At 50.0% G+C, this 25,268-nt stretch carries 22 protein-coding genes and 1 riboswitch; of the genes, 2 read left to right on the forward strand and 20 right to left on the reverse strand.

Features of this window, described 5'->3' with window-relative positions; all coding sequences use genetic code 11:
- Positions 1-89: 89 nt before the first annotated feature.
- The 7 genes from ACQ5BJ_RS22015 to ACQ5BJ_RS22045 all read right to left on the reverse strand — a co-directional run bounded on the left by ACQ5BJ_RS22015 (position 90) and on the right by ACQ5BJ_RS22045 (position 8,134).
- Complete coding sequence (locus ACQ5BJ_RS22015; RefSeq protein WP_005551086.1) at positions 90-1,262, reverse strand: sugar diacid recognition domain-containing protein; 1,173 nt, start codon at positions 1,260-1,262, stop codon at positions 90-92.
- A 125-nt stretch (positions 1,263-1,387) separates the two neighbouring features.
- Positions 1,388-2,170, reverse strand: a complete 783-nt coding sequence (locus ACQ5BJ_RS22020) for an SDR family oxidoreductase (protein WP_367667810.1) — start codon at positions 2,168-2,170, stop codon at positions 1,388-1,390.
- A 234-nt stretch (positions 2,171-2,404) separates the two neighbouring features.
- Positions 2,405-3,247, reverse strand: a complete 843-nt coding sequence (locus tag ACQ5BJ_RS22025; RefSeq protein WP_262866865.1) for a MetQ/NlpA family ABC transporter substrate-binding protein — start codon at positions 3,245-3,247, stop codon at positions 2,405-2,407.
- A gap of 230 nt (positions 3,248-3,477) precedes the next feature.
- Positions 3,478-4,143 carry a methionine ABC transporter permease gene (locus ACQ5BJ_RS22030; protein ID WP_005551092.1) on the reverse strand — a complete coding sequence of 222 codons (666 nt, stop codon included), beginning with the start codon at positions 4,141-4,143 and terminating at the stop codon, positions 3,478-3,480.
- On the reverse strand, positions 4,143-5,168 hold the full coding sequence (locus ACQ5BJ_RS22035; protein WP_040736976.1) for a methionine ABC transporter ATP-binding protein: 1,026 nt from the start codon (positions 5,166-5,168) through the stop codon (positions 4,143-4,145). The genes ACQ5BJ_RS22030 and ACQ5BJ_RS22035 overlap by 1 nt, the downstream gene beginning before the upstream one ends.
- A 253-nt stretch (positions 5,169-5,421) precedes the next feature.
- Positions 5,422-5,562, reverse strand: a riboswitch (SAM riboswitch).
- A 77-nt stretch (positions 5,563-5,639) separates the two neighbouring features.
- Positions 5,640-6,335: a Cthe_2314 family HEPN domain-containing protein gene (locus tag ACQ5BJ_RS22040; RefSeq protein WP_268620007.1), complete on the reverse strand. Its 696-nt coding sequence runs from the start codon at positions 6,333-6,335 to the stop codon at positions 5,640-5,642.
- A gap of 5 nt (positions 6,336-6,340) precedes the next feature.
- Positions 6,341-8,134 carry a UbiD family decarboxylase gene (locus tag ACQ5BJ_RS22045; protein ID WP_262866866.1) on the reverse strand — a complete coding sequence of 598 codons (1,794 nt, stop codon included), beginning with the start codon at positions 8,132-8,134 and terminating at the stop codon, positions 6,341-6,343.
- 308 nt (positions 8,135-8,442) lie between these two features.
- Here ACQ5BJ_RS22045 and ACQ5BJ_RS22050 point away from each other — a divergent pair, with 308 nt between their 5' ends.
- Positions 8,443-8,577, forward strand: coding sequence for a hypothetical protein (locus tag ACQ5BJ_RS22050; protein ID WP_005551097.1), 135 nt, complete (start codon positions 8,443-8,445; stop codon positions 8,575-8,577).
- A gap of 134 nt (positions 8,578-8,711) precedes the next feature.
- On the opposite strand, the gene ACQ5BJ_RS22055 is transcribed toward ACQ5BJ_RS22050, so the two are convergent.
- Together ACQ5BJ_RS22055 and ACQ5BJ_RS22060 are read right to left on the reverse strand one after the other, a co-directional pair.
- Positions 8,712-9,680 (reverse strand): COX15/CtaA family protein, encoded by a 969-nt coding sequence (locus ACQ5BJ_RS22055; RefSeq protein ID WP_268620006.1) that lies wholly within the window; start codon positions 9,678-9,680, stop codon positions 8,712-8,714.
- Between the two features lie 294 nt (positions 9,681-9,974).
- Complete coding sequence (locus tag ACQ5BJ_RS22060; RefSeq protein ID WP_005551100.1) at positions 9,975-10,313, reverse strand: thioredoxin family protein; 339 nt, start codon at positions 10,311-10,313, stop codon at positions 9,975-9,977.
- Positions 10,314-10,539: 226 nt separating this feature from the next.
- Between ACQ5BJ_RS22060 and ACQ5BJ_RS22065 the strand changes: the two genes are divergently transcribed.
- Positions 10,540-11,811 (forward strand): DUF2515 family protein, encoded by a 1,272-nt coding sequence (locus ACQ5BJ_RS22065; RefSeq protein ID WP_268620005.1) that lies wholly within the window; start codon positions 10,540-10,542, stop codon positions 11,809-11,811.
- 435 nt (positions 11,812-12,246) lie between these two features.
- Here ACQ5BJ_RS22065 and ACQ5BJ_RS22070 read toward each other — a convergent pair whose 3' ends face one another.
- The 11 genes from ACQ5BJ_RS22070 to ACQ5BJ_RS22120 form a co-directional block, all read right to left on the reverse strand.
- Positions 12,247-13,857, reverse strand: a complete 1,611-nt coding sequence (locus ACQ5BJ_RS22070) for an acyl CoA:acetate/3-ketoacid CoA transferase (protein ID WP_268620004.1) — start codon at positions 13,855-13,857, stop codon at positions 12,247-12,249.
- Entirely contained in the window at positions 13,854-14,597 is a 744-nt protein-coding gene (fabG, locus tag ACQ5BJ_RS22075) for a 3-oxoacyl-ACP reductase FabG (protein WP_430112380.1), read from the reverse strand. The genes ACQ5BJ_RS22070 and fabG overlap by 4 nt, the downstream gene beginning before the upstream one ends.
- 20 nt (positions 14,598-14,617) lie before the next feature.
- Positions 14,618-15,568 (reverse strand): intracellular short-chain-length polyhydroxyalkanoate depolymerase, encoded by a 951-nt coding sequence (gene phaZ, locus ACQ5BJ_RS22080; RefSeq protein WP_430112382.1) that lies wholly within the window; start codon positions 15,566-15,568, stop codon positions 14,618-14,620.
- Entirely contained in the window at positions 15,565-16,629 is a 1,065-nt protein-coding gene (locus tag ACQ5BJ_RS22085; RefSeq protein WP_367667325.1) for a 3-oxoacyl-ACP synthase, read from the reverse strand. Before ACQ5BJ_RS22085 ends, phaZ begins: the two co-directional genes overlap by 4 nt.
- The gene (locus ACQ5BJ_RS22090) at positions 16,616-16,915 is read right to left on the reverse strand and encodes a hypothetical protein (protein ID WP_005551106.1); all 300 of its coding nucleotides are present in this window, start codon (positions 16,913-16,915) and stop codon (positions 16,616-16,618) included. Before ACQ5BJ_RS22090 ends, ACQ5BJ_RS22085 begins: the two co-directional genes overlap by 14 nt.
- Positions 16,912-17,928, reverse strand: a complete 1,017-nt coding sequence (locus ACQ5BJ_RS22095; RefSeq protein WP_005551107.1) for a branched-chain amino acid ABC transporter permease — start codon at positions 17,926-17,928, stop codon at positions 16,912-16,914. Before ACQ5BJ_RS22095 ends, ACQ5BJ_RS22090 begins: the two co-directional genes overlap by 4 nt.
- Positions 17,928-18,794 (reverse strand): branched-chain amino acid ABC transporter permease, encoded by an 867-nt coding sequence (locus ACQ5BJ_RS22100; RefSeq protein WP_040736928.1) that lies wholly within the window; start codon positions 18,792-18,794, stop codon positions 17,928-17,930. The genes ACQ5BJ_RS22095 and ACQ5BJ_RS22100 overlap by 1 nt, the downstream gene beginning before the upstream one ends.
- Positions 18,795-18,822: 28 nt before the next feature.
- Positions 18,823-19,527, reverse strand: coding sequence for an ABC transporter ATP-binding protein (locus tag ACQ5BJ_RS22105; protein WP_430112447.1), 705 nt, complete (start codon positions 19,525-19,527; stop codon positions 18,823-18,825).
- A complete protein-coding gene (locus ACQ5BJ_RS22110; RefSeq protein WP_430112385.1) occupies positions 19,505-20,368 on the reverse strand; it encodes an ABC transporter ATP-binding protein in 864 nt (287 codons plus the stop codon). Before ACQ5BJ_RS22110 ends, ACQ5BJ_RS22105 begins: the two co-directional genes overlap by 23 nt.
- A gap of 15 nt (positions 20,369-20,383) precedes the next feature.
- Positions 20,384-21,760 (reverse strand): substrate-binding domain-containing protein, encoded by a 1,377-nt coding sequence (locus ACQ5BJ_RS22115; protein ID WP_430112387.1) that lies wholly within the window; start codon positions 21,758-21,760, stop codon positions 20,384-20,386.
- 144 nt (positions 21,761-21,904) lie between these two features.
- The gene (locus ACQ5BJ_RS22120; protein WP_430112389.1) at positions 21,905-25,255 is read right to left on the reverse strand and encodes a BTAD domain-containing putative transcriptional regulator; all 3,351 of its coding nucleotides are present in this window, start codon (positions 25,253-25,255) and stop codon (positions 21,905-21,907) included.
- Positions 25,256-25,268 lie beyond the last annotated feature (13 nt).

The raw sequence follows: 25,268 nt of genomic DNA on the forward strand, positions 1-25,268 counted from the left end.
TATAAAGTCGGTTTTTGTTCAAATGCACAATCCAACGATCTGCGATCGACTCCTTAGGAGTAGAGGTACCACTTGAGAAAACTACCTCCTTAATGCTCAGGGCGCTGGACTTCGCGGCTGGGTCTCATCTCGTAAAGCCATCCGGCGGTCATTAAGGTAAATAGGTCGCGATAGCTCTTCGGATCCTTGCCGGTCACATCAGCAATCCGCTGAAGACGATATCGAAGCGTATTGCGGTGAATTGCCAGACGCTGTGCGATCCGCTGCTGCTCTCCACTTTCCACGAAGTACACCTGCAGCGTCTGCCGCAGCTCCCCGCTTCGATCCTCCTGTATAAATTTCTCCCACATCTGTTCCAACTCATCCGTAATCCAGCTGTGACTCACATTTGCCAGTACAGTTTCATTAGGCATATCATCGCTATAATATACGGTCTGCTCTGGCAGGATCGCCTGCCCTGCCCGCATTGTATCTTGGGCAGATCGATAAGAGGCTATAAGACCGTCAATCCCTGAATAAGCTTTGCCTACAGCTATTCTTAGCGGAGCAATCTGCCTCTCTTCCAGCAGTTGCCGAATGTGCCGAATGCCTTCGCATATATCCATATTCGGCTTGCGCGGATGAAGATGCGGCTTGAAAAGAACAATTTGCCGTGTATTGCGTATGGCGATAAGCTCAATAGTTGGGCGGCCCTCTAACAGCTCAACAACTCTCCGCAGTGTCGGTACAGAATCCGCATCTTGTTCATCTGTAAGCTCCAGAATACAAGCGACACGCGGCTTGTCCGGCTTCAATCCAATCCGTTCCGCCTGCAGGCGAAGCATAGCCTGATCCCCTTGCTCCGCATGAATGACCGATAGCAGAAAATCCTCCTTCATCCGCTTGTCCCAACGCGCCTTCTCTAATAAATCTGCCTGCTCCAAATACATCTCGGCCGTCATCTTGACGAGCTCCCCATACTTTGTCACTTCCGCTGGATCGCCGGTAATCCCGATCACACCAACAACCTCGCCGCGAAATTGAATAACGAGATTCGTCCCTGGCATAACACCATGAAGATTGCGTGCGCTCTCTTCGTCGATTTCGAACCGGCCCTTGCGCTCTATGGCAATGAGTGCCCCTTCATGCTTCTGGTTCATACGAGATGGATCGCCTGAACCAATAATGCGTCCGCGCTCATCCATCACATTTACATTGTAGCCAATAACCTGCATCGTCCGCGTGACGATTTCTTGCGCCAATTGCTTTGTCAGCCAACTCATGTCTATCTACCACCCACCACGCTAAAATCGCTGGAGCATAGTCTCCTCAGAATATGAAAACGCCCTCGTTCCAACCGAGCACAGCATGCGCTGTGCCAGTCAGCCAACGGGGCGTACATGCAGCATTAAGATTTCGAGCTTATCGTTGTACGAATCGGGTCGAGTCCACCTGAGACATTAATAATATTGCCTGTAACAAAGTCCGATGCATCCTCACATAGGAACCGAATAACTCGCGTTACATCTTCCCCGCTGCCAGGACGGCCGCGCGGCGTTTCCTCATCTGTCAAATGAAGCACTTCTTCGATCTTCCGCTCCTTGTTGTCGCCCCGAATGTCGCCTGGGCAAATCATATTTACCGTAATGCCATTTTGCGCTTCCTCTACGGCCAATGTCTTCGTGAAGGACACTAACCCCACTTTAGCAGCAGCATACACGGCCCTATGCGGCCAAGAGCGAGCTTCGGAGGCATGACCAAAACCATAATGGATGATGCGCCCCCAGCCTTTTTCCCTCATCGATGCAAGTAACAAATGATCAAGCAAAATGACACCGCTTAGATTTCCATTCAATAAATACATGATTTCTTCTTCCGAATATTCGGCGAACAATCGCCGCTCCCTAATGAAAGGCCCTGCATTGTTCACCACAATATCAGCTGGACCTATGCGCTCATTCATTTCCTGAACGAGCCGCTTGACTTCCTCCGGCTTGGATATATCAGCACGAATGGCAATACAGCGTATTCCTGTTTCCTCAAGCTGGTGACGCAGTGCTTCAGCCTCTGTCTCACTATGTACGTAATTCAGAACAATATTATGCCCGGCTTCGGCCAATGCCATAGCTGTCATCTTCCCGAGGCCTTTGGCGCTCCCCGTAATAAGAGCAATTTTACGCTGCTGTTCCACGTCATAATCCTCCTTCTGAGCGCTTCAAAGAACTTCCACGTTCAGTATAAGTCATTTGTCTTAACAGAACAACTTTGCGTTAGGAACGGACCGAAGCTTCCTTACAGGAATCAGAAATACGACGCTTCCCATCTATCAGAGTGAAATAAAAAAGCCCTGAAAGAACCACCTTTCTCAAAAGGCAGCTTACTTTCAGGGCATTTGTTCATGGATTACTGAATCGACGCGCCATCATTAGAAGGCAGGGACGATTGCACCTTTGTACTTGTCTTCGATAAATTTCTTCACATCATCGGACTGCAAAGCAGCAAGCAATTTTTTCATTGCGTCGCTATCCTTGTTGTCATCGCGAGAAGTCAGGATGTTCGCGTATGGGGAATCTTTATCTTCAATGAACAACGCATCCTTCGTAGGATTCAAATTTGCTTGCAATGCATAGTTCGTATTAACAAGCGCAAAGTCTACTTCATCAAGCGTACGCGGCAGCATTGCAGCTTCCAACTCTTTAAACTTCAGATTTTTTGGGTTTTCCGCAATATCGTTCACTGTCGCTTCAAGACCTACGCCATCTTTCAGCTTGATAAGTCCTTGCTTCTCCAGCAACAGCAGCGCACGCCCGCCATTTGTTGCGTCGTTCGGAATCGATACCGTTGCGCCATCTGCAATTTCGCTAACCGATTTAATCTTTTTGGAATAAGCGCCGAATGGTTCTACGTGAACATTGCCAACACTCACCAAATTATATCCCTTTGATTTCACTTCATTGTCCATGTACGGCTTATGCTGGAAGAAGTTCGCATCAAGCTGCTTCTCATGCACCTGTACGTTAGGCTGTACATAATCCGTAAACTCCTGAATTTCCAGATCAATTCCTTGTTCAGCCAGCTTTGGCTTAATATGATTCAAAATTTCCGCATGAGGTACCGGCGTTGCGCCTACGACAAGCTTCACTTTCTCCGTGCCAGACTTGCCTGCCTCACCAGAAGCGTTCGTGTTATCGCCAGTATTCTTGTTGCCGCAAGCAGCGAGCACCGCTACGAGCGTAATAAGCGTCAATACAAAAGTCCACTTTTTCATGTGATTCACTACTCCTTCCAAAATCCCCGTTTTGATTATATATTTGGTGTAAGTTGAAGCTCCCAAGAGCATGCTTCCATTAAGTATTAGGTATTGAGATGCAATTTATCATGTCATCCCGCCTAAAAATGATGAACACTCCCGATAATTCCAATTGTATTACTTGGATTATATCATACTTTGTGCTGTCGGCGACCACAAAATGACCGCCTCAGCACAATAATTTTTTATTATTTTCTCGTAAAGCGGCGAACGAACGCATCACCGATCCATTGCAGCACTTGCACGAGCACAATCATAATGATGATAGCAACAATCATCATTTCGAATTCATAACGATGGTATCCATAGCGAATCGCGAGATCACCGAGACCACCGCCGCCGATGAGACCTGACATTGCCGTATACGATACAAGTGTTACCGCAGTAATCGTTGTTCCTGCAATCAAGCCCGGCATTGCTTCTGGCAGCAGAACTCTGCATACAATTTGCCATGTAGATGCACCCATTGCCTGAGCCGCTTCAATCACGCCGCGGTCGACCTCGCGAAGCGAAGTCTCAACTAGCCGTGCGAAGAACGGTGCAGCCGCGATAACAAGCGGAGGAATGGTTCCTTCTACGCCGATAGATGTGCCTACAATAATACGCGTAATCGGTATGATAGCAATCATGAGAATAACGAACGGCACCGAGCGCAGCACATTTACAATGAACGACAGTACACTGTATACCAGCTTTCCACCAACACTCTTCGTGCGGCCTGTTAAATACAGGAGCACGCCAAGCGGCAGGCCGATGAGAAACGTGAACAAAACTGAGAAGAGCATCATTTGCAGCGTCTGTCCGGTTGCGGAGGACACATCGCTCCAATTGACAGTAGAGAAATCGAGCTTCATTACGCGATCACCTCCACTTCAAGACCTTGTGCCCGCAAAGATTGCAGCGATTGCTCCACAGCATCCGTGTCGCCGTCTAGGCGAACGACCAACTGCCCGTATGGAATATCCTTCATGCGAGAAATCGTCCCTTGCAGTATTGCGAAGCTGACTCCCGCTTCCGTTAGAATACGGTGCAGTACCGGTTCATACGTAACATCGCCAAGGTAGTTGATTTTAACAACACGGGAATGAGCCGCAGCCTGACTTTTGAAGGCAGCCCAAGGCTGAATATCTGCATCGCTGCGCTCTTCAAGAATGAACTCTCTCGTGACGGCATGCTGAGGCTTCAAGAATACGTCTACAACCTTGCCTTCCTCTGCAATCTTACCGCCATGGATGACTGCAACCTTGTCGCATATTGCCTGTATGACATGCATTTCGTGAGTGATCAGCACAATTGTAATCCCGAATTTGCGGTTAATATCCAGAAGCAAATCCAAGATTGCATTGGTCGTCTGCGGATCAAGCGCCGACGTAGCTTCATCACAGAGCAGTACCTTCGGATCATTCGCTAGCGCACGTGCAATGCCTACGCGCTGCTTTTGCCCCCCGGACAACTGGGACGGGTATTTGTTCTTGTGCTCCTCGAGCCCAACAAGCCGGATTAGCTCATTCACCTTTTCTTCCACTTTCCCCTTGGCTTTTCCCGCCAAGCGCATCGGGAAGGCAATATTGTCATATACCGTCGCTGAACTAAGCAGATTAAAATGCTGGAAAATCATCCCAACCTTGCGACGCTGCTGCTGAAGTGCGGACTTCGACAGCTTCGTCAAGTCAACTCCATCGACCTCAACTAGGCCAGTTGTAGGTCTTTCCAGCAGGTTAATGCTGCGGAGCAGCGTACTCTTACCTGCACCTGAGTGCCCAATAATACCATAGATTTCGCCTGCTTCAACAGTCAGGCTTACATCATCTAGCGCCAACAGGCCTTGTGCCTTGCCGCGCGAATCATATCGCTTGCTTATATGTTCCAAACGAATCAACGAATCGTCACCTTCCTCCATGCTTGCAATTCTTGAATAGGTAGGAGGGCAATTGCAATCTCCTATATCTATTCGTCTGCTGTATCCTCTCATGAACTGTGGCCGAATATACCATTTTGCTTAACTTTCTTCTTGGTGAATGTATCAGAAGCGGTTTGGCCTGCTATGCAAAAAGCCCCCTCTTGGCAGATGCCAAAAGGGGGCGGATACTCGGTATTCTGTAAAGAAACCAGATGGAAAATCGACTCTCCCTTTCTTATCTGCCAGAACATCATGTTCTGAAGGAATTAGCACCATTGACATCTTGCAATCGTATAACATTGTTATACATCCGGGTTGCAAGATCGGTTGCCGGGCTTCGCAGGGCCTGTCCCTCCGCCACTCTTGATAAGAACACAGTTATGAAATTAAATTGAGTATATAGCAGCAGGTGAAAGTTGTCAATTAACTTTTATTCCCTTTTCAATTCCATTACTTAACGGGAAGCAACCGAAATACAAGGGTCAGTGCCCCACACACCATCTCCAGGCCATGCTGCAAATCAGCTACGTTCGCCTGAATGTCCTCCAGCTGAATCTTGCCATTCAAACTGCGATGACGCTGCCATAAATCATCTTGCATTTCTGGGTTCATATGATGAATCTCCATATTGCGCCGCTTGCGCAACCGCTGAAGCGCATCCCCATGCCCCTCCTTCAGAGCCGTGAGAGCATGCTCCAACTCAGGATGCTGCCCCTTGAAGCGCAATTGGCGGAGCACCGTAAAATAAGAGAAATGATGCTTCACCTTCTCCGTTTCCAGTGCAAGAACATTATTCAGAAGCATTCCAAGCTTGTCCAAAATCGAAAATACGCGAATAAACCCATTTTTATAAAAATAGACATACCGGTAATAATCGTCCTGTTCGGCTTGCGTCATCTCTGCTTCATAATGCTTCGATACCCGATCGGCAAATTTGTCAGATGCGTATACGCTTTGCTCCAATTCGTCTAAGGAGGTCTTAATTCCGACCGTCCACACTTCCACCTTGCGCCAGAAGTGATCAGGATCGCCTGTACCTTCCATCTGACTGTGTACGGCTTCCAAATAATTGTCCATCTCTGCCATGGCATCCTTCAACATTCCACTGTCAACACGGGGCGGCTCCCCGAACAAGCTGCGCAGCATGGAATTCACCCCCGCTTAATTCCGTTTGGGAAATAGTCTTTCCAACGACGGTCGACCAATTCCACAATATCCTCACGCGGGAATAGTTCATCTGGATACCCCGGCTTCATGCGGGCATCGATAACGATTGGCAATTTATATGAGAGATGGTGATTACGGACTTCCATTGCCGCGTATATATCAGATGCGGGGTTAAATCGCGTAAACACTGTCCACAAGAATGACAATTGAGTATTTGCCACCTGAGCATCGTCAACAAGGAAGACGAGCGGCCATTTCGTCTCTTGTGCAGCGAGACGCTGAAGCAGTCGTTCCGCCAGTTGCGGCTCTGCTTCATACGAAGCGCCGGACATCGTCAAGCAGCCGCGGCAAAATACAGCCACATCGTTAATTTCGTCGATCGGGCCTTCTTCGTACGAGCCAGGCAATTCACGAACGACTTCACCAACCCCAAGCATGATGCCCTTGCTGCCATGATTCAGCTTATGCCCCGTATAGTCAAGTGTGTCATGGGACGTATTATTAATGACGTACAAATCCGTTTCTGGCTTGAAACGCTCCAGAACCGCTTCTGTAAGCTCTGCAAAGTTCTCCAAATCGACCGGCTGATCGGTCAGCATCAAGAACTTCGTCAAGCTGAGCTGGCCCTCGCCAAGAATGCGGAAGCCTGATAGTAGCGCTTCGCGAGAGTAGCTCTCCCGAACGACAGCTGCCGCCAGCGAGTGAACGCCTGTTTCTGGATATGGATGTACCTTGCGCACCGTTGGCATGACCATCGGGAACGCCGGCGACAACAATCTGACCAGGTACTCGCCTAGGTAATAATCTTCTTGACGCGGCTTGCCAACGATTGTAGCCGGGTAAATTGCATTTTTACGGTGATACATGTGTTTCACATTTAAGAATGGAAATTCATGTGCCCACGAGTAATAGCCGTAATGGTCGCCAAATGGCCCCTCCATGCGGCGTTCATGCGGTGGAACATAGCCTTGGATAACAAATTCTGCTTCCGCTGGGATACGATGTCCTTCGAAACCGCTGTCCACAACTGGAAGTCGTTCACCCATAACGAAGGATGCCATTAACAGCTCAGGCAGCTTCTCAGGCAATGGCGCAATTGCTGCCGCAATAAGAGCCGGCGGGCCGCCGACTATAACGGATACCGGAAGCGCTTCATTGCGCAGCTCTGCCTCATGATGATGGAAGCCGCCGCCCTTTTGAATCTGCCAGTGCACGCCAGTAGTCTGGTCATCATAAATTTGGATGCGATACATGCCGAGATTGTGATCGGCGCTCTTCAGAACCGGATGTTCCGTATATACAAGCGGAAGCGTGATGAACGGTCCGCCATCCAGCTGCCAGCTCGTTAAGGCCGGCAAACCGTGCATCGGCTTGTCCGTACGCTTCACTGCCATAATCGGGGCTTGGGAGGCAGATACATTCTTCATGCCGACCTTCATCAGGCTGAACAGCTCCTTAACCGTTGAGCGCTCTTCCCACAACTTTTTCGGAGACGGGGGCATAAGACGGTTTACGGCTTCTACGCACTTATTGGCGAATTGTTCTGGACGCGTTCCGAAAGCCATATCTACCCGGCGCATCGTACCGAACAGGTTCGTCGTCACTGCAAATGGGCTGCCCTTCACATTCGTGAACAAGAGCGCAGGGCCAGCCTCTTCTATGACGCGCCGATGAATTTCTGCTATTTCCAAATACGGATCTACTTCCGTTTCAATAACGACTAGGTCATTCTCACGCTTCAGTGTGTCGACAAAGTCGCGAATATTCGTAAATGACAACTACGAGCCCTCCTTGAAAAAATAAGCATATCTGTGCTGCTGTTCATTAACAGTTACGTGGATGCCGCACGATGTCTGCAAAAAATTGCATTTACAAACGAAACAGCATTTATGAAATTGAAAACTTCCTCTCCTGTAGTATAGCTGTTTTTGAAGTGAACCTAAAGCCTGACTGGACAGACAACTTGCAACATTATTACGACATTGTAAGATAGCCGTAAGCCGATTGCATGGTACGAGCGGGATATTGCATGTACAATGAGGACATCAAAGGGAACACAAGCAAAATTAACAGGAGGTAGATTGACATGAAAAACAACAATACAGCGGTCGTAAGCAAGCCTTGGAATGTTCGCTGGTTGGCAGCAGCAAAAGCAGCAGCATCCATCGTATTGCTTGGTGCGCACTCCAATGAAACTCAGCAAGTGAAGGAAGGCGCTTAATTCAATGAATGTGTATCTGAGAAAAAGAAGCAGCTCGCTTATCCCTCGCTGACAATCCGCATTGTCCACCATTAAGCGATCTGCTTCTTTAATTTATACACACAATTCAAGCTGCTAACTCACTTGTACTTTTTCTATTTCCCTACAGAAGCGGAAGCCCCGCCATTCGTCCATTCCTGCTTACGACGCAATTGCCATACACGCACACTCATATAACACAACACACTGAACAAGCCGCAAATTAATACCGTATGTAATAAGCTTGCAAAGAGGAATAAATCTGGGTTCGTGATCGTACTGGCCACGACTGCACCGCTTGCAATTTGAGCTGCGCATAAAATAAGCGCCCATATGCCGCACAGTTGAATCTCTCGATTGTCCTTGTGACTATGGTAAGCAAAATGAGACATAATCGCGATGACGACAAACAATAATGCTGCGGCGACACGATGCATGAAAGCAATCCCCGTTCCCCCCGACAGCTCCGGAATCCATTCGCCGTTGCATAGCGGCCATCCCATACACGCCCCCGAAGAATCCGTATGTCTGACAAATGCGCCCACATAAATCACGATGTAGGTATACAGAAGAGTAAACCATACTCCATATCGAAACTCTGCACGAATAAAGCTGTCGGCCGACACCGACCCACTGCCTCGTTCATAACGCCGTGCCACTACGCTCATCATAAAGGAAGAGGCGAAGGCCAGCAGTGAGAAGCCGAAGTGAAGCGCCATAACAGGCGGAGACTGAGTATAGACTACCGCAAGCGCTCCCATAATTGCTTGGATAACGGTGAATAACAAGGTGAGTGAAGAGTAGCACAGCGCCTCACGATGATGCTTCGCATAGCGAATAACGTAAATGAACAAGGCCAGAACAAGCAATCCCACAACACCTGTCACAGATCGGTGAGAATATTCGATCATGGATTCGATCGTATATGCCGGAACAAACTTGCCATTGCATAGTGGCCAATCCGTGCCGCAGCCACTTCCGGAGCCTGTCTTCGTAACAAGCGCTCCGTTTAACACTACGATAAACATACCGATGCAAACCGCGTAAGATAACCGCTTCAATATACGGTAGATGTTCCCGTTCACTAGTTTCACCTGACCCGTTGTTCAATTTTTTACCATTACAAATTATGAAAACAGTTCCAATCGTCCTCCATTATACAAGATTTCCTAGCTGAATGTACGGCTAAATTGTGACAAATATTACATCTTCCTTATGAAAAGCTGCCTCTAGGTTTTTCCACAAAGAACACAGATAGCTGATGAGCTCGGATACCGGTTTCATTTTTTCGGAATTACCCGCCTTCTTACGATAAGAAAAACCGTCCCAATCAATGAAGATGGGACGGTTCTTATATGTGCACTATTGACGATATTTTGTTATATTGCAGCAGATACAGCTATTGCCCGATCAACGAACTGCTCGATTTCTGTACGAGTCTTGCGCAGCTTGTTCACAAAGCGAATGGTTTCCTTGCCGCCTTTAAAGGCTACGAAGCTTGGGATACCCAAAATATGATATTGCTGTGCAACATCAAGAAGCTTCTCGGAATCGATTTCAACGAATGTCACCTTACCTGCGTAGTTGGCCTCAACTTCAGGCATGAAAGGATCGATAAAATGGCAATCTGGGCACCAGGATGTTTTAAATACGGCTACAACCGGCTCCTCTTGCGAGATGACCTCATTGAAACGCTCAACTGTTTCTATTCTTTCCATACACGCTTCACTCCCAACTAATTCACGAAATCAAACATAGAACTTCTATTTCCTACTCCCAACAGGTGCACTTCGAATACTTCCTGCTTTCTTGAACTTATAACATTTGGAGAATAGAAAAGTCAAACTGCGCACATGAACGTCTACGCCTGTTTTTGGGCATACTATGAAGAAAATCATTGAATTCGGTCACGTATCGTCGTCTCGAAATGGAGGGGAACAATCGATGCTGTCCAACTTTTCCAAGCGGATGCGCCATGCGGTAGAGCTTATGCGCCACACGTTCGATACGGCATACAGTGTCGTTCGTTCAACTTGGAATGAACTATATCAACAAGTTGTACATTGGCGGGAGCGCCCATCCCTTGATTGGAATCGCGCAGCAGCCAAGCGAGCAGAAGAACAGGCCAGCAGACTGCTGAATGAGAAGATTCGCCAACATGGAACTGTCAGTGTCTTCCGAGATCGAGGAGATGCAGAATTTTCACCGGAAGAATGGAAACTCATTCGGCAAATTCAAAACTCCGTGCGTACATCCAACCGCAACAACATTTCTCGTACTGCAGCCTATGGACGGATCTATCAATCCTACCCCGAATTGCATTGGGCTTTGCTCGCACATATGGTCTCTCGCAATGGTGGCTGGAGCATGACCGATCTGCAGGGCGAATGGCTGCCGCGCATAATGAATGCGAACCATAGACTATGGACGTATCGCGTGCTGGAGCGCTCAAATGCGCTCATTTTTCACGATGCATATCCACAGTTGCTCCTGTATGCAGCGAGCCGCCGTGCTGGGAAAAGCCTGTTCCACCTCCTCCCGGCCTTCGGCGTATCTTCGTTCATGACCCCATTCTGGGATGGCTTTTGGGTGCAGCAGACAAGTTCGCTGCTCACGACGGCACTTATCATTAACGAACAGAACGTAATTGAAGGCAGAGTGATACAAAACCCTACATATCGCGCACACGTACTTAATGAATGGGACTTTCAGCTGCATGGGTGGATGCAAATGAATCAGGTTATTTTCCCGCTCGGCGTGCCTTCGCCGCGAGAAGAGGAGGCGGTTCCGCTCGTCGGGTTAAATCTTGGAAACTTTACGGACTTGGATGAACGGATTACCTTTGGCAAAAAGCTGTATGCGCTATTGCTACACACCCCTCATATTTATAACGGTGCTGTTCGATTTATGAGAGCTGTTCCGCATACTGGATCACGGGCAGATTATTGGCCGCATCGCTTTGTCAAGCATACTGCCCCATCTGACAAACCTGAACTGTCTCGTTCACACCGTGCATACAGCCCAACCTTAATCGATGTATGGAAGGACGAACCTGCCCGGCAAATTGAAGAGGGCGATTGGTTCATAGATGAGCGTATGTACCAGCATCTTCAACCGATACAGCCTCCTATGCAGGCTGATATGACCAGCTCGCATGATCGGATGTGGCGGGAGACCGCATCACTCGCTGGCTTTATTCATCCGGGTAAGAGCTGACGATACAGCTTCCTTTCGATTACAGCAATAAAGGACACTTCCCCAAAAGTGTCCTTTTCTGTTCATACCACTGATTCCACATATTCATCCGGTTTAATGCTTTCATACCGCGCAAATGCACGTTTGAAAGAATATACGTTATACGGATCGTTAAAGAATTCAATAAAGTGTGAGAAACCAACCCGTTCGCATCCTTAAATGAGAAAAAGAGCTTTCCCGGGAAATAATCCTGAAAAGCGATGATTATCCCGTACATCGAACTATAACTAAATATAAAAATATGAAGTAGAACGGGAAGCTTTATAAGGTAAAGCTGAGCTGAGGGCAGTAAATTATGAGCAAAAGATCGAGTTTGGGCACAAATGGTCCCCCTAACTCGACCTTTTCAAATCCAGATATCATTTTATAGATAATAGCCAACTTGCTTGTGAGACTTCACTGTTGAAACAAGCTCTCCTCCATCCACTTTAGCTGTGGGCTTATACGAGGCACAATGTCCATGTTGGCTAAGAGATCCTTTTCCAACGAGATGCCCTTTGCGATCTCGATAAGTTCCAATTCACCCGCATGCAAGCGGAACACGGCTCGTTCTGTTACATACAGCACTTCAATGCCGCGTTGTTCCGCATAATCTGCACAGAATGTAAGATGCTCAACCTGTTTGACGAACTTGCGGAATCGCCCTTCCTGTAGAATACGCAGCCCCCCATCAGCCAATTCCACCTTAAGCCCGCCAGCGGTAAAGGTGGAGCAGAAGACAAGCCGCTTCGCATTTTGACTAATATTAATAAAGCCACCGCAGCCGGTCAGCTTGCCGCCATACAGACTGACATTCACATTCCCGCATCCGTCCGACTCTGCCATTCCCAGACAGGCCACATCAATACCGCCCCCATCGAAGAAATCGAATTGTGCCGGCTGATCGATAACCGCTTCTGCAAAGGCTGATGCACCGAAGCTCAAGCCTCTGGCGGGGATTCCCCCTACAGGTCCTGATTCAAGCAGCATCGTCATATCCGTCCGACCGAATTCAAGCGCTGCATAGCCAACTCCCTCCGGGAGTCCAATGCCAAGGTTAACAACGCTGTGCGGGGGTATTTCCATTAGGGTACGCCGTGCAATAACAAGACGCTCGTCTCGCGCCATCGGAGTCACATATGCAGAGGATGACTCGGGTACAGCATCGCCCGCATATGCAGGATTGTATCCCTCAGCGAACGTCATCGCATGTTCCTCTGGAGCAGCAACGACAACAGCATCGATCAGCATGCCTGGGACCACTACCTGCTTCGAATGGAGGGCTCCTTTTGGCACTACGCGCTCTACTTGGGCAATCACAATCCCTCCGCTATTCCGTGCAGCTTGCGCAAGAGCCAGCATCTCCAATGTTACCGCCTCTCGCTCCATCGAAATATTGCCCCGCTCGTCTGCCGAAGTGCCGCGTATGAATGCACAATGAATCGGGAAGGCTCGATAAAAAAGTTGCTCTTGTCCCCCGAGCTGCACCACCTCTACCAGTTCCTCCTCCGTCCTCGCATTCAATCTTCCTCCGCCATTCCTTGGGTCAACGAAGGTATGAAGCCCGACATGAGTTAACGTTCCTGCCCGGCCTGCGGCAATATCGCGATAGAGATGCACGATTACACCTTGCGGAAGATTGTATGCTTCGATGCGGTTATCGAGCGCAAGCGCACCCAGACGCGGTGCGAGCCCCCAATGCCCTCCAATAACCCGCTTCACCATTCCTTCATGCGCAAGATGATTAGCACCGCGCACAGCACCATCGCCTTGCCCTGCTGCATAGACAACCGTAAGCCCAATTGGTGCAGCCTCGTTCAAGAAGCGGCGCTCGAGCGCTGACGTCAGCGCTTCAGGATTCGCGCATCCGGCAAAGCCGCCTACCGCAACTGTTGCATGATCAGCAATGAGCGCCACTGCTTCATCTGCACTCATGACACGTGTCCCGCAACGTGAAGCGCGCTGTTGATTGCCTCCTTGATCGATCCGATTACCTGCCAAGCTGAGATGAGCGTCTACTCCATTCAAATGGACAACCCTCCGTTCACTTCCAGCACCGTTCCGTTCACATAATCAGCCGCATCTGACGCCAGGAACAGATACGCCTGTGCAACATCAACTGGCTGTCCTAGACGACGCAGCGGCACTTTATCGCGCATGCCTTCAATGATTTTTTCAGGCATTTTTGCCACCATTTCTGTAGCAATGAAGCCCGGTGCAACTGCATTGACGCATATGCCTTTATAGCCTAGCTCGCGGGCCCATGTACGCGTCATGCCAATAACGCCTGCTTTCGTTGCTGCATAGTTGGTCTGCCCAATATTGCCTTGAACGCCAACGATTGATGAGGTGTTAATAATTTTGCCCTTGCCTTGTGCAGCCATATAAGGGGCGGCGTGCCGGGTGCATAAGAATACTCCGTTCAAATTCACATTAATTACATCCTGCCATTGCTCGGGAGTCATTTTCAACAGCATCGCATCACGCGTGATTCCGGCATTGTTAATCAATATATCGATACCGCCAAACTGCGCAACCGCCTGCTCCATCAGCTGCCGCACACTTTCCTCATCAGCTACATTGGTCTTTACGAATAATGCGCGATCACGCTGTTCGCTCGCCAGTCCTTCAATCACTTGCTGTCCTGCCGCCTCATTGAAATCAGCGATGACAACATTCGCCTCTTCCTCAAGAAATAAGCGGGTCGCCGCAAGTCCAATCCCATTTGCGCCGCCTGTAATAATTGCCGTTTTCCCTGTAAGCTTCATGATTAATCTCCTCTCTCCCTTCATTCTGTTTGGCCAACTGAGGCAGCTGGGGCAGTTGAAGCTTCCGGTGCTGCATCTGATGTTGATGTCAAGAAAGACTCCATCTCATGCAACAGCTGTGCAGAATCATCAACTAACGGAGAATGTCCACATCCCGATAAGGAAATGAACTCCGCTATGTCTCCCAAATCGGCCAGCGTCTCTTTCGTCATCGCCTCAGTAATGACGAAATCATGCACGCCCCGCAGAACTAAGACAGGGACTTTTATTCGCTTCACTGCCCCGCTTCCCGCTGATGCCTCGTGATCGAATACGCTTACGTTAAAGGTGTTCAGAGCATGATACACGTCCATCAGATTGCGCTGCGTCAAAATATCGTCTAAATAGGTTTCGTATCGCGTCTCATCCGGCTGATTGCGATCATAGATGACAGCCTCATACAGCTGCTTCATAAACTGGCGATCCCGGCGCATATTCGCAGATTGAATAAGTTTATTGCGAGTCAGTGATCGAATGCCCTCTATCGTCGTAATACGACGTGTAACATCAGGCAAGCCGTTCGCTCCATCCTCATAGAATGGATAACCGCGCGTCGAGACACTTGCCAGCAGCACCAGCCGTGATATATCTTCTGGATAAGCGGCGGCATATTCCATTGCCACCCCGCCGCCAGTCGACCAGCCGACAAGAGCAAAACGAGTTAAACCGAGCATATCAGCCCATTGCTTCACATCTGCTGCGAAATCAGACAGGGATTCAATCGGTGTATGATAGGTGGAAATCCCAAATCCACGGAGGTCGACTGCATATAGCTTATATCCCGGATCCATCTGTTCCAGCACAACGTCCCAGTGGCAGGAAGAATTCATATTGCCATGAATCAGCACGACAACTTCATCGCCACCGTCTCGTTCACGGTATCCGAGCGTTTCCCCATTCGGCAATTCAACAGATTTCAATTGAACCTTCATGATGCTCGATCCCCCCATCGTAAAGTAAGTGCCCCCCATGCATAGCCGATGCCCGCAGCTGCCAGTACAACAATGCTGCCTGGTTGAATCAACTTGCGGTTTACGCCTAATTCAATACATACTATCGGATCGAATTGACCGATATGTCCATAATCCTCTAAATAAACGGAACGGTCTTCGGGAATCCCCAGGGAACGCAGCACGAATTCATGCGCGGATCGCTTCATATGAAGCAAGCCGATGAAATCAATATCCGAGATCAGGTATCCGCTTCCCTGAATCGACTGCTCCACCACTTGGGTGAACCGCTGCATCGATACCGCATCAAGCCGAGATTTCATTTGCTCTGGATCAGGTACACGGAAACAAGCCTGCCCTTGAGCCAGAAGCTCTGCCGTCAATGGCTGCTTCGTTCCTCCGGCTTGAATAATCACATCCTTCGCAAATGATCCGTCCGTAATCATTGCCGAATCCAACACCTCAGGATACGAAGACCCCGCCCCCCGCTGCAGCAGCATCGCCCCGCCGCCCGCACCTAGATTCGCCATAAAGCGTGTGTTCGGATCCGTTAAGTCAATCAGGTCGCCATTGCGATAACCGCCTGCAAGCAGCACAGTCCGAATGCGGGAATCTCCCAGCATCATCGACTTCGCTGTCTGAACAGCCATAATTGCCGTACAGCATCGTGAGCCCATATCGAAGCCCCACGCCTTGACAGCTCCAATCTCATGCTGCAGATGAAGGGCTGCCGTCCATACTGGGTATTCCTTATATTCTTCACCGATATAAATAATGAGATCAATATCCTCAGGTGCGATATGGGCACGTCGTATCGCTTCCTTCGCTGCTGCCACCCCCATTGCACAGGGATGGTCATCAGGCCCTGGAACAGGCTTCTGCCTAATTCCCAGCTTCGACTCCACAATATGCTGCGGGATGCCTGATGCTTCCGCGATGTCGCCACTGGTCATTTTCTGCTCAGGGATGTAAGTCCCTACAGACAACAGTCGGATGATCGACTGTTCATTCATTTCGCTTTCCTTCATTTCATTCTCGTTCATGCGCTTCGTTCCCCCGCTTCATCATCAGTTGCATAAAGCCTACCGCTTCCTCCCATGAAGCAACGGTCTGCTCTTCCTGGCCTTGCACATAAGTAATCCGGATGCGCCAGTCGCCTGCCCCATCCGCATCCTGCCGTACCCGGCAGCGGACGACAAAAGAACCGACGGTCGATGTATCCTCTAGCAAGCGGCTGCAACAATGGAGGCTGCTTCCATCGTGAGGCTCTAGATGCATATTCTCGTTGGAATGTCCAGCAGATGCTCCATTTCGATTATGAGAAGTCACCCTGTCCCCTCCTTCCCATACTCAGCTGCTGTCTCTGTATGAGACGATGAGACTCTCCTTCCCTTTCGCTTCATCCACCATAAGCGGAGCGTGCCTGTAATACCGGCTGGGAAGATGAGCACCACAACAATATAGAGAAGGCCAAAGAAAATGATCCATCTCTCGAATATGGGATGAAACTTGGCCAACTCGGTTAAACCATGATGCGCCCATTCAATAATTGCGGAGCCAATAATCGCTCCGAATAATGTGCCTACCCCGCCGATAATCGTCATCAGCAGTGCATTCAAGGTCATATCCATCGCAAATACTGTCGTATTTACGAATCGCAATGTCAGCACATACATCGAGCCGCTAATGCTGGCCACAATACCTGCGACTACACTCGCAAACACCTTGTAGTGAATAATCTCATAGCCGAGTGAGGCGGTTCGCTGTTCATTTTCACGAATCGCAACCAATACTCGCCCGACCGGTGATTGTGTAAATCTGCGGAGCAGCATGTAAATGACGACCATCACCACCAGCGATACCATATAAAGCACCGTCCGATCCTTCAGCTCCGCTGGTATTGGAAATGTGAAGCCGTCATTTCCTCGCGTCAGAGTCCGCCACTTCTCCGCCAGAACAAGCAGCAAGCCCGAAAAAGCCAACGTAAGCATCGCATAAAAGTGGTTTTTCAAACGTAGAGAGAGCATTCCTACTATATAACTGAGCAGCGCCGATAGGACTACACCTGCAGCAATCGAAAGCAGCAATACTCCGATGTTGGCTCCCATACGATCCAGCATGATACCGCTCGAATAAGCGCCAATCCCGAAGAACATACAATGACCGAATGAGACAATCCCTGTGTAGCCTAGTAAAATATCGTAGCTCATCGCAAAAACCGCAAATATGCAAATTTGCGTCATCATAATGAGAAAGCTGCGAGAATCATTGATCCATGGCAGAACGGCAAGTACGACAACGAGCAGAAGGAACCATCTCGTTCCGATATTGGTGCTTCTCATTACGTTCCCCCCTTCGCCCCGAACAAGCCTGACGGCTTAATGAGCAGGACAATTACCATTAACAGCATATTGCCCGCAAGTGACAGATCCGGTACATAATAAGCCATAAATGCCCCAGACAACCCGACCAGCAGCGCCGCAAGTGCAGAGCCTTGAATGCTTCCCATACCGCCAATGACCACGACGATGAAGGCGAGAATCGCAAATTGCATGCCCATCTCGGCAAATATCACGCCTGAATAAGGAGCGAGCAGCACCCCTCCCAGGGCGGCTAAACCAGCCCCAACCATAAATACAAGCGTGAATACGCGCCGAATTGGAATGCCGAGTGCTTGAACCATTTCCGGATTCATGACGCCTGCACGAACAATTAGACCTATCTTCGTACGTTTTAATATAAATAGAAGTCCACCATAGACAAGCGCGCCTACAACAATGATAAAAAGTCGGTATTTGATGAAAATGATCCCTTGGACTTCCCAGCTTCCACTGAGTAGGGGCGGAGCGTCTGCCTTAAGCGGATTCGGTCCAAACACGACCTTAAGCAGCTCGCTCAACACAAGCATGACGCCTAACGTGACCAGAATCTGCTGCACATGATTGCCGTACACAGGACGGATGACAATGCGCTCCATCAGGAAGCCTAGCAGCATGCCAGCTAGTATCGCTCCCACAATCGCTAGGACGAATGATCCTGTAGCGGCGTACAGCCACACTCCCGTATAGGCCCCCCATGCAAACAAGCCTCCATGTGCAAAATTGAGCACGCTCATAAGTCCAAATATTAATGTCAATCCCGACGCAAGCAGGAAGACGAGCATTCCGGTCGCTAGCCCATTGACAATCAGATTGATGAACCCGTTCAATACATACTCCCTCCTCTCTAGCGATCGGTTATGCGATGCCCAAATACTTCCGTCGCGTCTCCTCATCGTGCCGCAGGTCATCCATCGTGCCCGCCTTCACGATCCGTCCTTCATCCATCATGTAATACGCACTGCCAATTCGGCTCGCCATCAGGAAATTTTGCTCGACTAGAAGCACAGTCGTCTTCTCCTTCATCTGCTTGATGGCTTCCATGAGCTTCTCCACCATAATAGGGGCAAGCCCTTTGCTGGGCTCATCAATGAGGAGCAGTTCATTGTCGTTCACATAGGCGCGCGAGATGGCCAGCATCTGCTTCTGTCCCCCGCTCAACAGTCCGCTCTTGCGGTTCCAGAAACGCCGAAGATCCGGGAATAGTTCCAATGTCCATTCGAGCCGCGCAGCAGCCTGATCGCTGCTTCCCCGCAATGCAATTCGCATCGTCTCTCCCACGGTCAAATCGGCGAATATTCCCTGATCTTCGGGAACGTAGCCAATCCCTTTGTGGGCAATTAGATGTGTCGGAAGCCGATCTACACGCTCGCCCTTATAATGAATCTCTCCTCGCGATGCCGGATTCAATCCCATAATAGAGCGAAGAGTAGTCGTTTTGCCTGCTCCGTTGCGGCCAAGCAGAACCGTAATATCGCCAGCTTGCACTTGAAAGGTCACTCCTTGCAAAATGTGAAACTGTCCAATATACGTTTCAATTTCATTCACCTGCAGCAGCGTCATCATACAACCCTCCCAAGTAAGCCGACTGTACCAATTCATTGTTCATAATCTCATCCGGATGCCCGTCTGCAAGCAGCTTGCCATTGAACAGAACGGCGATTGAATCCGACAGATCAAGCACCATGTCCATCTTGTGCTCGATCAGCAGTATCGTGCGATCCTTGGCATCCTTAACACGACGGATAACCTCCATAATCGCGGGCACCTCTTCTACCGATATGCCAGCCGTAGGCTCATCCAACAGCAGAATAGAGGGTTGAAGCGCCAGAAGCATCGCAAGCTCGAGCTTGCGCTTCTCTCCATGCGCCAAATGCTTCGCCGTGGAGCCGCCCCTTCTCCCGAGCAGCACCATATCCAGCCAATGCTGTGCTTCTTCCTCGAACTGTCGGTATGCTCGAAGCGACCGATACCAATTCATCCGTACGCCATGTCTGGATTGGACAGCCAGCCGGACATTTTCCATAACCGTCAAATTGGGAAATACATTCGTAATCTGAAAAGAACGGCCCATCCCCAGTCTCGTCCGTTCAAACGGGGGCAGCGACGTAACATCGCGCCCCTCGAATCGAACTTGACCTGACGTTGCCCGCAGCTCCCCGATTAACAAATTAAATAACGTCGTCTTGCCTGCCCCATTCGGTCCTATAATGGACTTAAAACGATTGCGCTCGACCGTTAAATCTACTTCCTGCACAGCGATATGCCCGCCAAACGCAATCGTCAGTCCTGTCGTTGCCAAAATCGTATCTGCAGCCGGGGACGAATGGGAGCCGCCAGCTCTATTCGTCCCTTTTTCAAGCAGCGAATCGGCTGTATGGCGCTTGTTCTCCGCTCCGCTCATGTCCCGACCTCCTTGTTAACGTTTGTTGTGAATCGGCGGTGCCGTCTCTTCCGGTAATAATTCACGGATAAGCACAGGAGCCGGATAATCGGTTCCGTCCTTCATCTCCAGCTTTACTGCGTACAGTGTCTGCAGCGCTTGATGATCTTCCGCACGGAATGTCATTTTGCCCTTAGGCGCATCAAATGTCATTCCCTCCATCGCTGCGATCAGCTTGTCGGCCGAAGTATCTCCGTCTGTCTTCTTAACTGCTTCCACGATTGCGATCGCCGCAGACATGCCGCCAGGCGTGAACAGATCAGGCAATTCGCCATTAAATCGCTTCGTATGCTCTGATACAAGCCATTTGTTCACCTCATTGTTAGGCAGGGAATGATAATACACCGAGAAGCCTTCCATACCCTCCAGCTCATGCATCGTTTTCAGAGCCGCAATATCTGGAGCACCGGTTGACAGCTTAATGCCTTGCTCAGTAACTTTCATGTCCTTGATCTGCTTCCACGGGGTATTCGCTCCGGCCCATACGACGAACAAATAATCCGGCTTCGCACTAACAATCTTCTGGATGTTCGCTGTAAAATCCGTAGCTGTTGCATCAGCGTATTGCTCTTCTACAATTTCCGCGCCAAGCTTAATCGCAGCTTCCTTAAACGCCTTTATTCCATCTCGGCCGAACGCTCCGTCAGGTGCAAATGTTGCAATTTTAACGCCCTGTTTCGCAATTGCTGCAGCGCCTGCGATCGCATCCTGCGAGGAATTGCGAGCTGTGCGGAATATATATTTGTTCCACATCTCGCCTGTGATGCTGTCTGCAACAGCAGGTTCTACGATCATGACCTTCTCATATTCCTCAGCAAGCGGCAGAACCGCGAGCGTATCTCCTGAACTGGATGATCCGACAAGGAAATCCACCTTATCCGTTTCTAGCAGCTTGGTGGCCTTTTTCACTGCCGCATCCGGCTTCGTTTCAGTATCTTCCACAATAAATTCGATGGATCGTCCATCGACCGTCTTCGTTCCCTGTGTTGCGTAGTCGATGCCCAACTCGAATCCGCGCACGGTCTGCTTACCGTAGCTCTCCAGCGCTCCCGACATCGACGCAAGCACGCCGATCTTAATCGGAGTCTTGTCCCCATCCGATTTCTTCTCTCCCCCTTGATTGTTCTTATTTTCGGACGAAGCTGCTTCATTGCTCTCCTGCTTCACAGTCTTCCCGCCTGCCTCACTGCCGCTGCTTCCGCATGCAGCCGTCAACAGCAGGAGAAAAGACATAAAACTGAGCAGCAGTAGTCTTGTCATCTGTATGCGAACCGCTGGCTGCTTGCCATGAATGCGCTGCGATTGTTGCTTATGGTTGCCTGTTTCACGATTGAATAGTTGTTTCATAGACACCAAAAAACCCCCTTACGAGTCATTTTCATTCATCATAAGAGGGTATAGTTGCAAATGAGTTGCATCGGGTAACCATTCGCTGCACATTTGCTGTTCGCTTTATCTAGTCATGTAAAACAAGCAGTATTCAGCAGCAGTACCCTCTTATTCATAGGGAAGCCCGCCCGATATTTCCAGAATAAGCGCTTGGATATCCTTCATTGGCTCAATGCCAAGTTCTTCTTCCAGCGCCTTGCGGCACTTCTGATACCAGCGCAAAGCTTGATTGCGATTGTTCATCTGCAAATAGCAAGCTATCAAAATCCGATATGCCTCTTCCCAGCAGCGATCCTTACCTACCATCGACTCTGCCCATCGGATGGCCTTGTCGAACGTGTGCATGGCAGCATAATGGCAGGACAACCTTTCTGCCCCGCGCATGAACAGCACCTGAAGCCGTTCTCGCTCCTCGATGCACCAATCCTCATATCGCCGTTCAGGCATATAGTCTCCTTCATAGAGAAGGAGCCCTTCTTCGAGCAGTCCAATCGCCTGCTCTGCTTCATCCGCTTCAAGTCCTTGCTCGATTAATTGCTCGAAACGAGTCGCATCCATTATCCACCCTGCGTTCGGATTCAGTTGGTAGGTCGTTCCTCGTCTAATGATGTAATACGGGGTTGAACGAACGCGACGATGCGGCTCCAAGGCAGTATTCAATGCATTAAGCGCTACCTTGAAGTCCCGATTGGCCGCCTTCTCTTCCGCTTGGGGGAATAACGACTCCAATAATTCCTCCTTCGTCAGCGGGCGATTACGTCTAGTCACAAGAAGCTGGAACAACTCCTTTGCTTTCCCTCGCTGCCAGTCCTTGTCGGATAATTCAATATCGCCAAGCTGAACCGCGAAGTTGCCAAGCGTGTGGATATACAGTGTATATCCAGGATGGTACGTAAGCTGATCCAATCCCAGTTCTGTCAGCAGCATAGATGCATAGGAGCGGCCTATATCAAGCCGAACCGCCTCAATGAGCAGTGGTATAAGCTGCTGCGTGTCACTAGGCCCGAACAAAGTACGACGCGTAATAAGAAAAGCGTAGCCCTCTCGCTCCGTCCGTGCCAAAAAGCGCTCCATTGCGACCGCAAACTTACTGTCCTGCCCTGTCCGATACGCACATAAGGCCAGCCACATCTCTACGGCGGCACTGCCGAATCCATCCCCGCAAGCAAGGAAGCGCTCGCTGCACTCACGGAATACATCCTCTGCCTCTGCATACCGATTCGCATTGAACAGTCCCATGCCCATGCTTAGTCGAATGAGCGAAGTAAGCCAGCCATCGTTGGCATATTGCGTCTTTTCCCACGCGTGATGTCCGTACCGCAGTGCCGTATCGGCGGAACGGGCCCGGCCGAACAACAGACACAGCCCCATGTACGGTTCTGCACTGCCGCGCTTTACATCAAGTCGTTCCATAATGGACAATGCCGCTTGGTAGCAGTCTCCAGCCACTTTTGCATCATACTTGCCGGTCAATTGTGCAGCATGCCCCATTCGCATCCACCCGCAGGCTTCAACGAAGGGCGCCTTGAGACGAATGCCCTGCATCATCCCCGCTTCCGCAGTCTGCTTCGCCGCAATCGGCTCGCCGCATATACTGCTAATCAGCGACAACAGCAGGTCGATCTCACGATGTGAGCGGGACAGCGTCTTCGAATGGTAGCTTAGACCACGGAACAGCGAGCCCTGCTCCTGCTCCATCGCCTGGGCCTGCATCAGCCTCGCCTTCGCCTTATGCAGCCTGCCTGTACGCAGGAACAGCCTTGCCTCCAGCAGCCAGTCCCTTCCCTCTGTGTGAATATGAATGGCACGGTCATACCAGAGCTGCGCCTCCGTACCTCTGCCCGCATTAAGCATATTTTCAGCCATCAGTGTATATAAACGACCTAAACGCTTACACTCCCCGGTTCGCACTTTCCTGCCTGCTTCATGGATAGAAGCTCGCAAGTGAACACTTTCAATTCCATTTATTTGCGCAGCACGCCCTCCATAAAGCGACTCTGCAAGTGCAATGGCTCGCTCCAGCAGCGGCTCTGCCTTGCCAGGCTGAATCGTATCCAAGAACAAGAGAGCCTGCCCTTCAAGCGCCATCATCTGAACGATACGATTCCCGGCACTATCCGCCTCATACTCCGCTATGCGATATTGGACAGAGGCCTCCTCATACTGGCAGCGGTAACGCAGGATGTCCCCATGGAGCACATGCAAATAAGGATGCCTGCGCATCGTACGCTCTGGAATCGTCAGCAGGGATGCATGGACAAATTCCAAATGACCTCCCTGAATCAGCTCTTCGCCCCCATCCTGCAGCAGAAGCGCCGTCTCCTCGGCATCCTGTAGCACCATTGCCTGCGCCATCGCCAAATCATAGCGGCTGTGCGACGCGAAAATGTGGATCGCCTGCTTCGCCAGTGATACGTATCGGTCTTGCTGTCTTCTGAGTTGATCCAGCAGGAATTCACGGAACAATGCATGGTAGCGAAATTGTTTGTCGTCGACTGCCGTCAGGAAGCCGCCTCCGCATAGATCGGACAGCAGCGCGTGCGACCCGCTTCTTCCGCATACAGCATCACACCACTCGCCTGTAAGCTCGTCAAAGATGCTCGTCTCCAGCATGAAGGCGCGCATCGATAAGGATTGCTTTTGGAACAGCTCCAAGGCAAGGAATTGGAACAACTCCTCCATCGTATCTCTTGGCGCCCGCAGAAGCTCTTCCAGCGAGCCATTGGAAGACAACTGCCGCTGCCATATGAGCTGCACTGCAATAATCCAACCCTCCGTCTGTCTATATATCCGCTCAAGCTGCCGCTTAGTAAGCGGGTATCCATAATAATCACTATAGAGTACATCAATTTCTTCTTCATTGAATGCAAGCTGTTCCTTGCCGATTTCCAGCACATGACCTCGGATGCGCAGTGCTGCAAGGCCATCCCACTGCGGTCTAGCGCGTGAAGAGATGACAATGCCCAGCTTGTCGCAATCCGGCAAATAGGACACGACATACTGCATCCACTCGTCAACGCTTGTATTCGGCTCGACAAGGTGGTAATCATCAATGATAAGCACCGTTTTCTTTGTAAGCGATACCAATTCATTCAAAAAAATATCCGCCAATGCAATGATGTCCTCACTGCTGTTCCGATTTCCGCCGCTATGCAGCTCAGCAAGCAGCGATTCCCCAAATTCAGAAACCGACTGCCGCAACGTATAAATGATATGGGAAACAAATGGGATGAAGTCGTTATCTTGAGGAGATGCTCCGTACCATGCATACGTCATGTCCGAGGAGCGCAGATAGGCAGAGAGCGCCGTCGTCTTGCCGAATCCCGGGCCAGAGGTCAATATTGTAAGCGGGAAGTCCATGATGCGGGATAATACCTTGGCAAGGCGAGGACGATGGAGCAGCTGCTTCTTCAGAGGGGGCGGCATTAATTTCATTTTCAGCACGCGGCCTTCTTTCATGCAGAACCTCCAA

It is taken from the genome of Paenibacillus sp. B1-35 (assembly GCF_050474385.1).
Taxonomy (GTDB): domain Bacteria; phylum Bacillota; class Bacilli; order Paenibacillales; family Paenibacillaceae; genus Paenibacillus_B; species Paenibacillus_B alvei.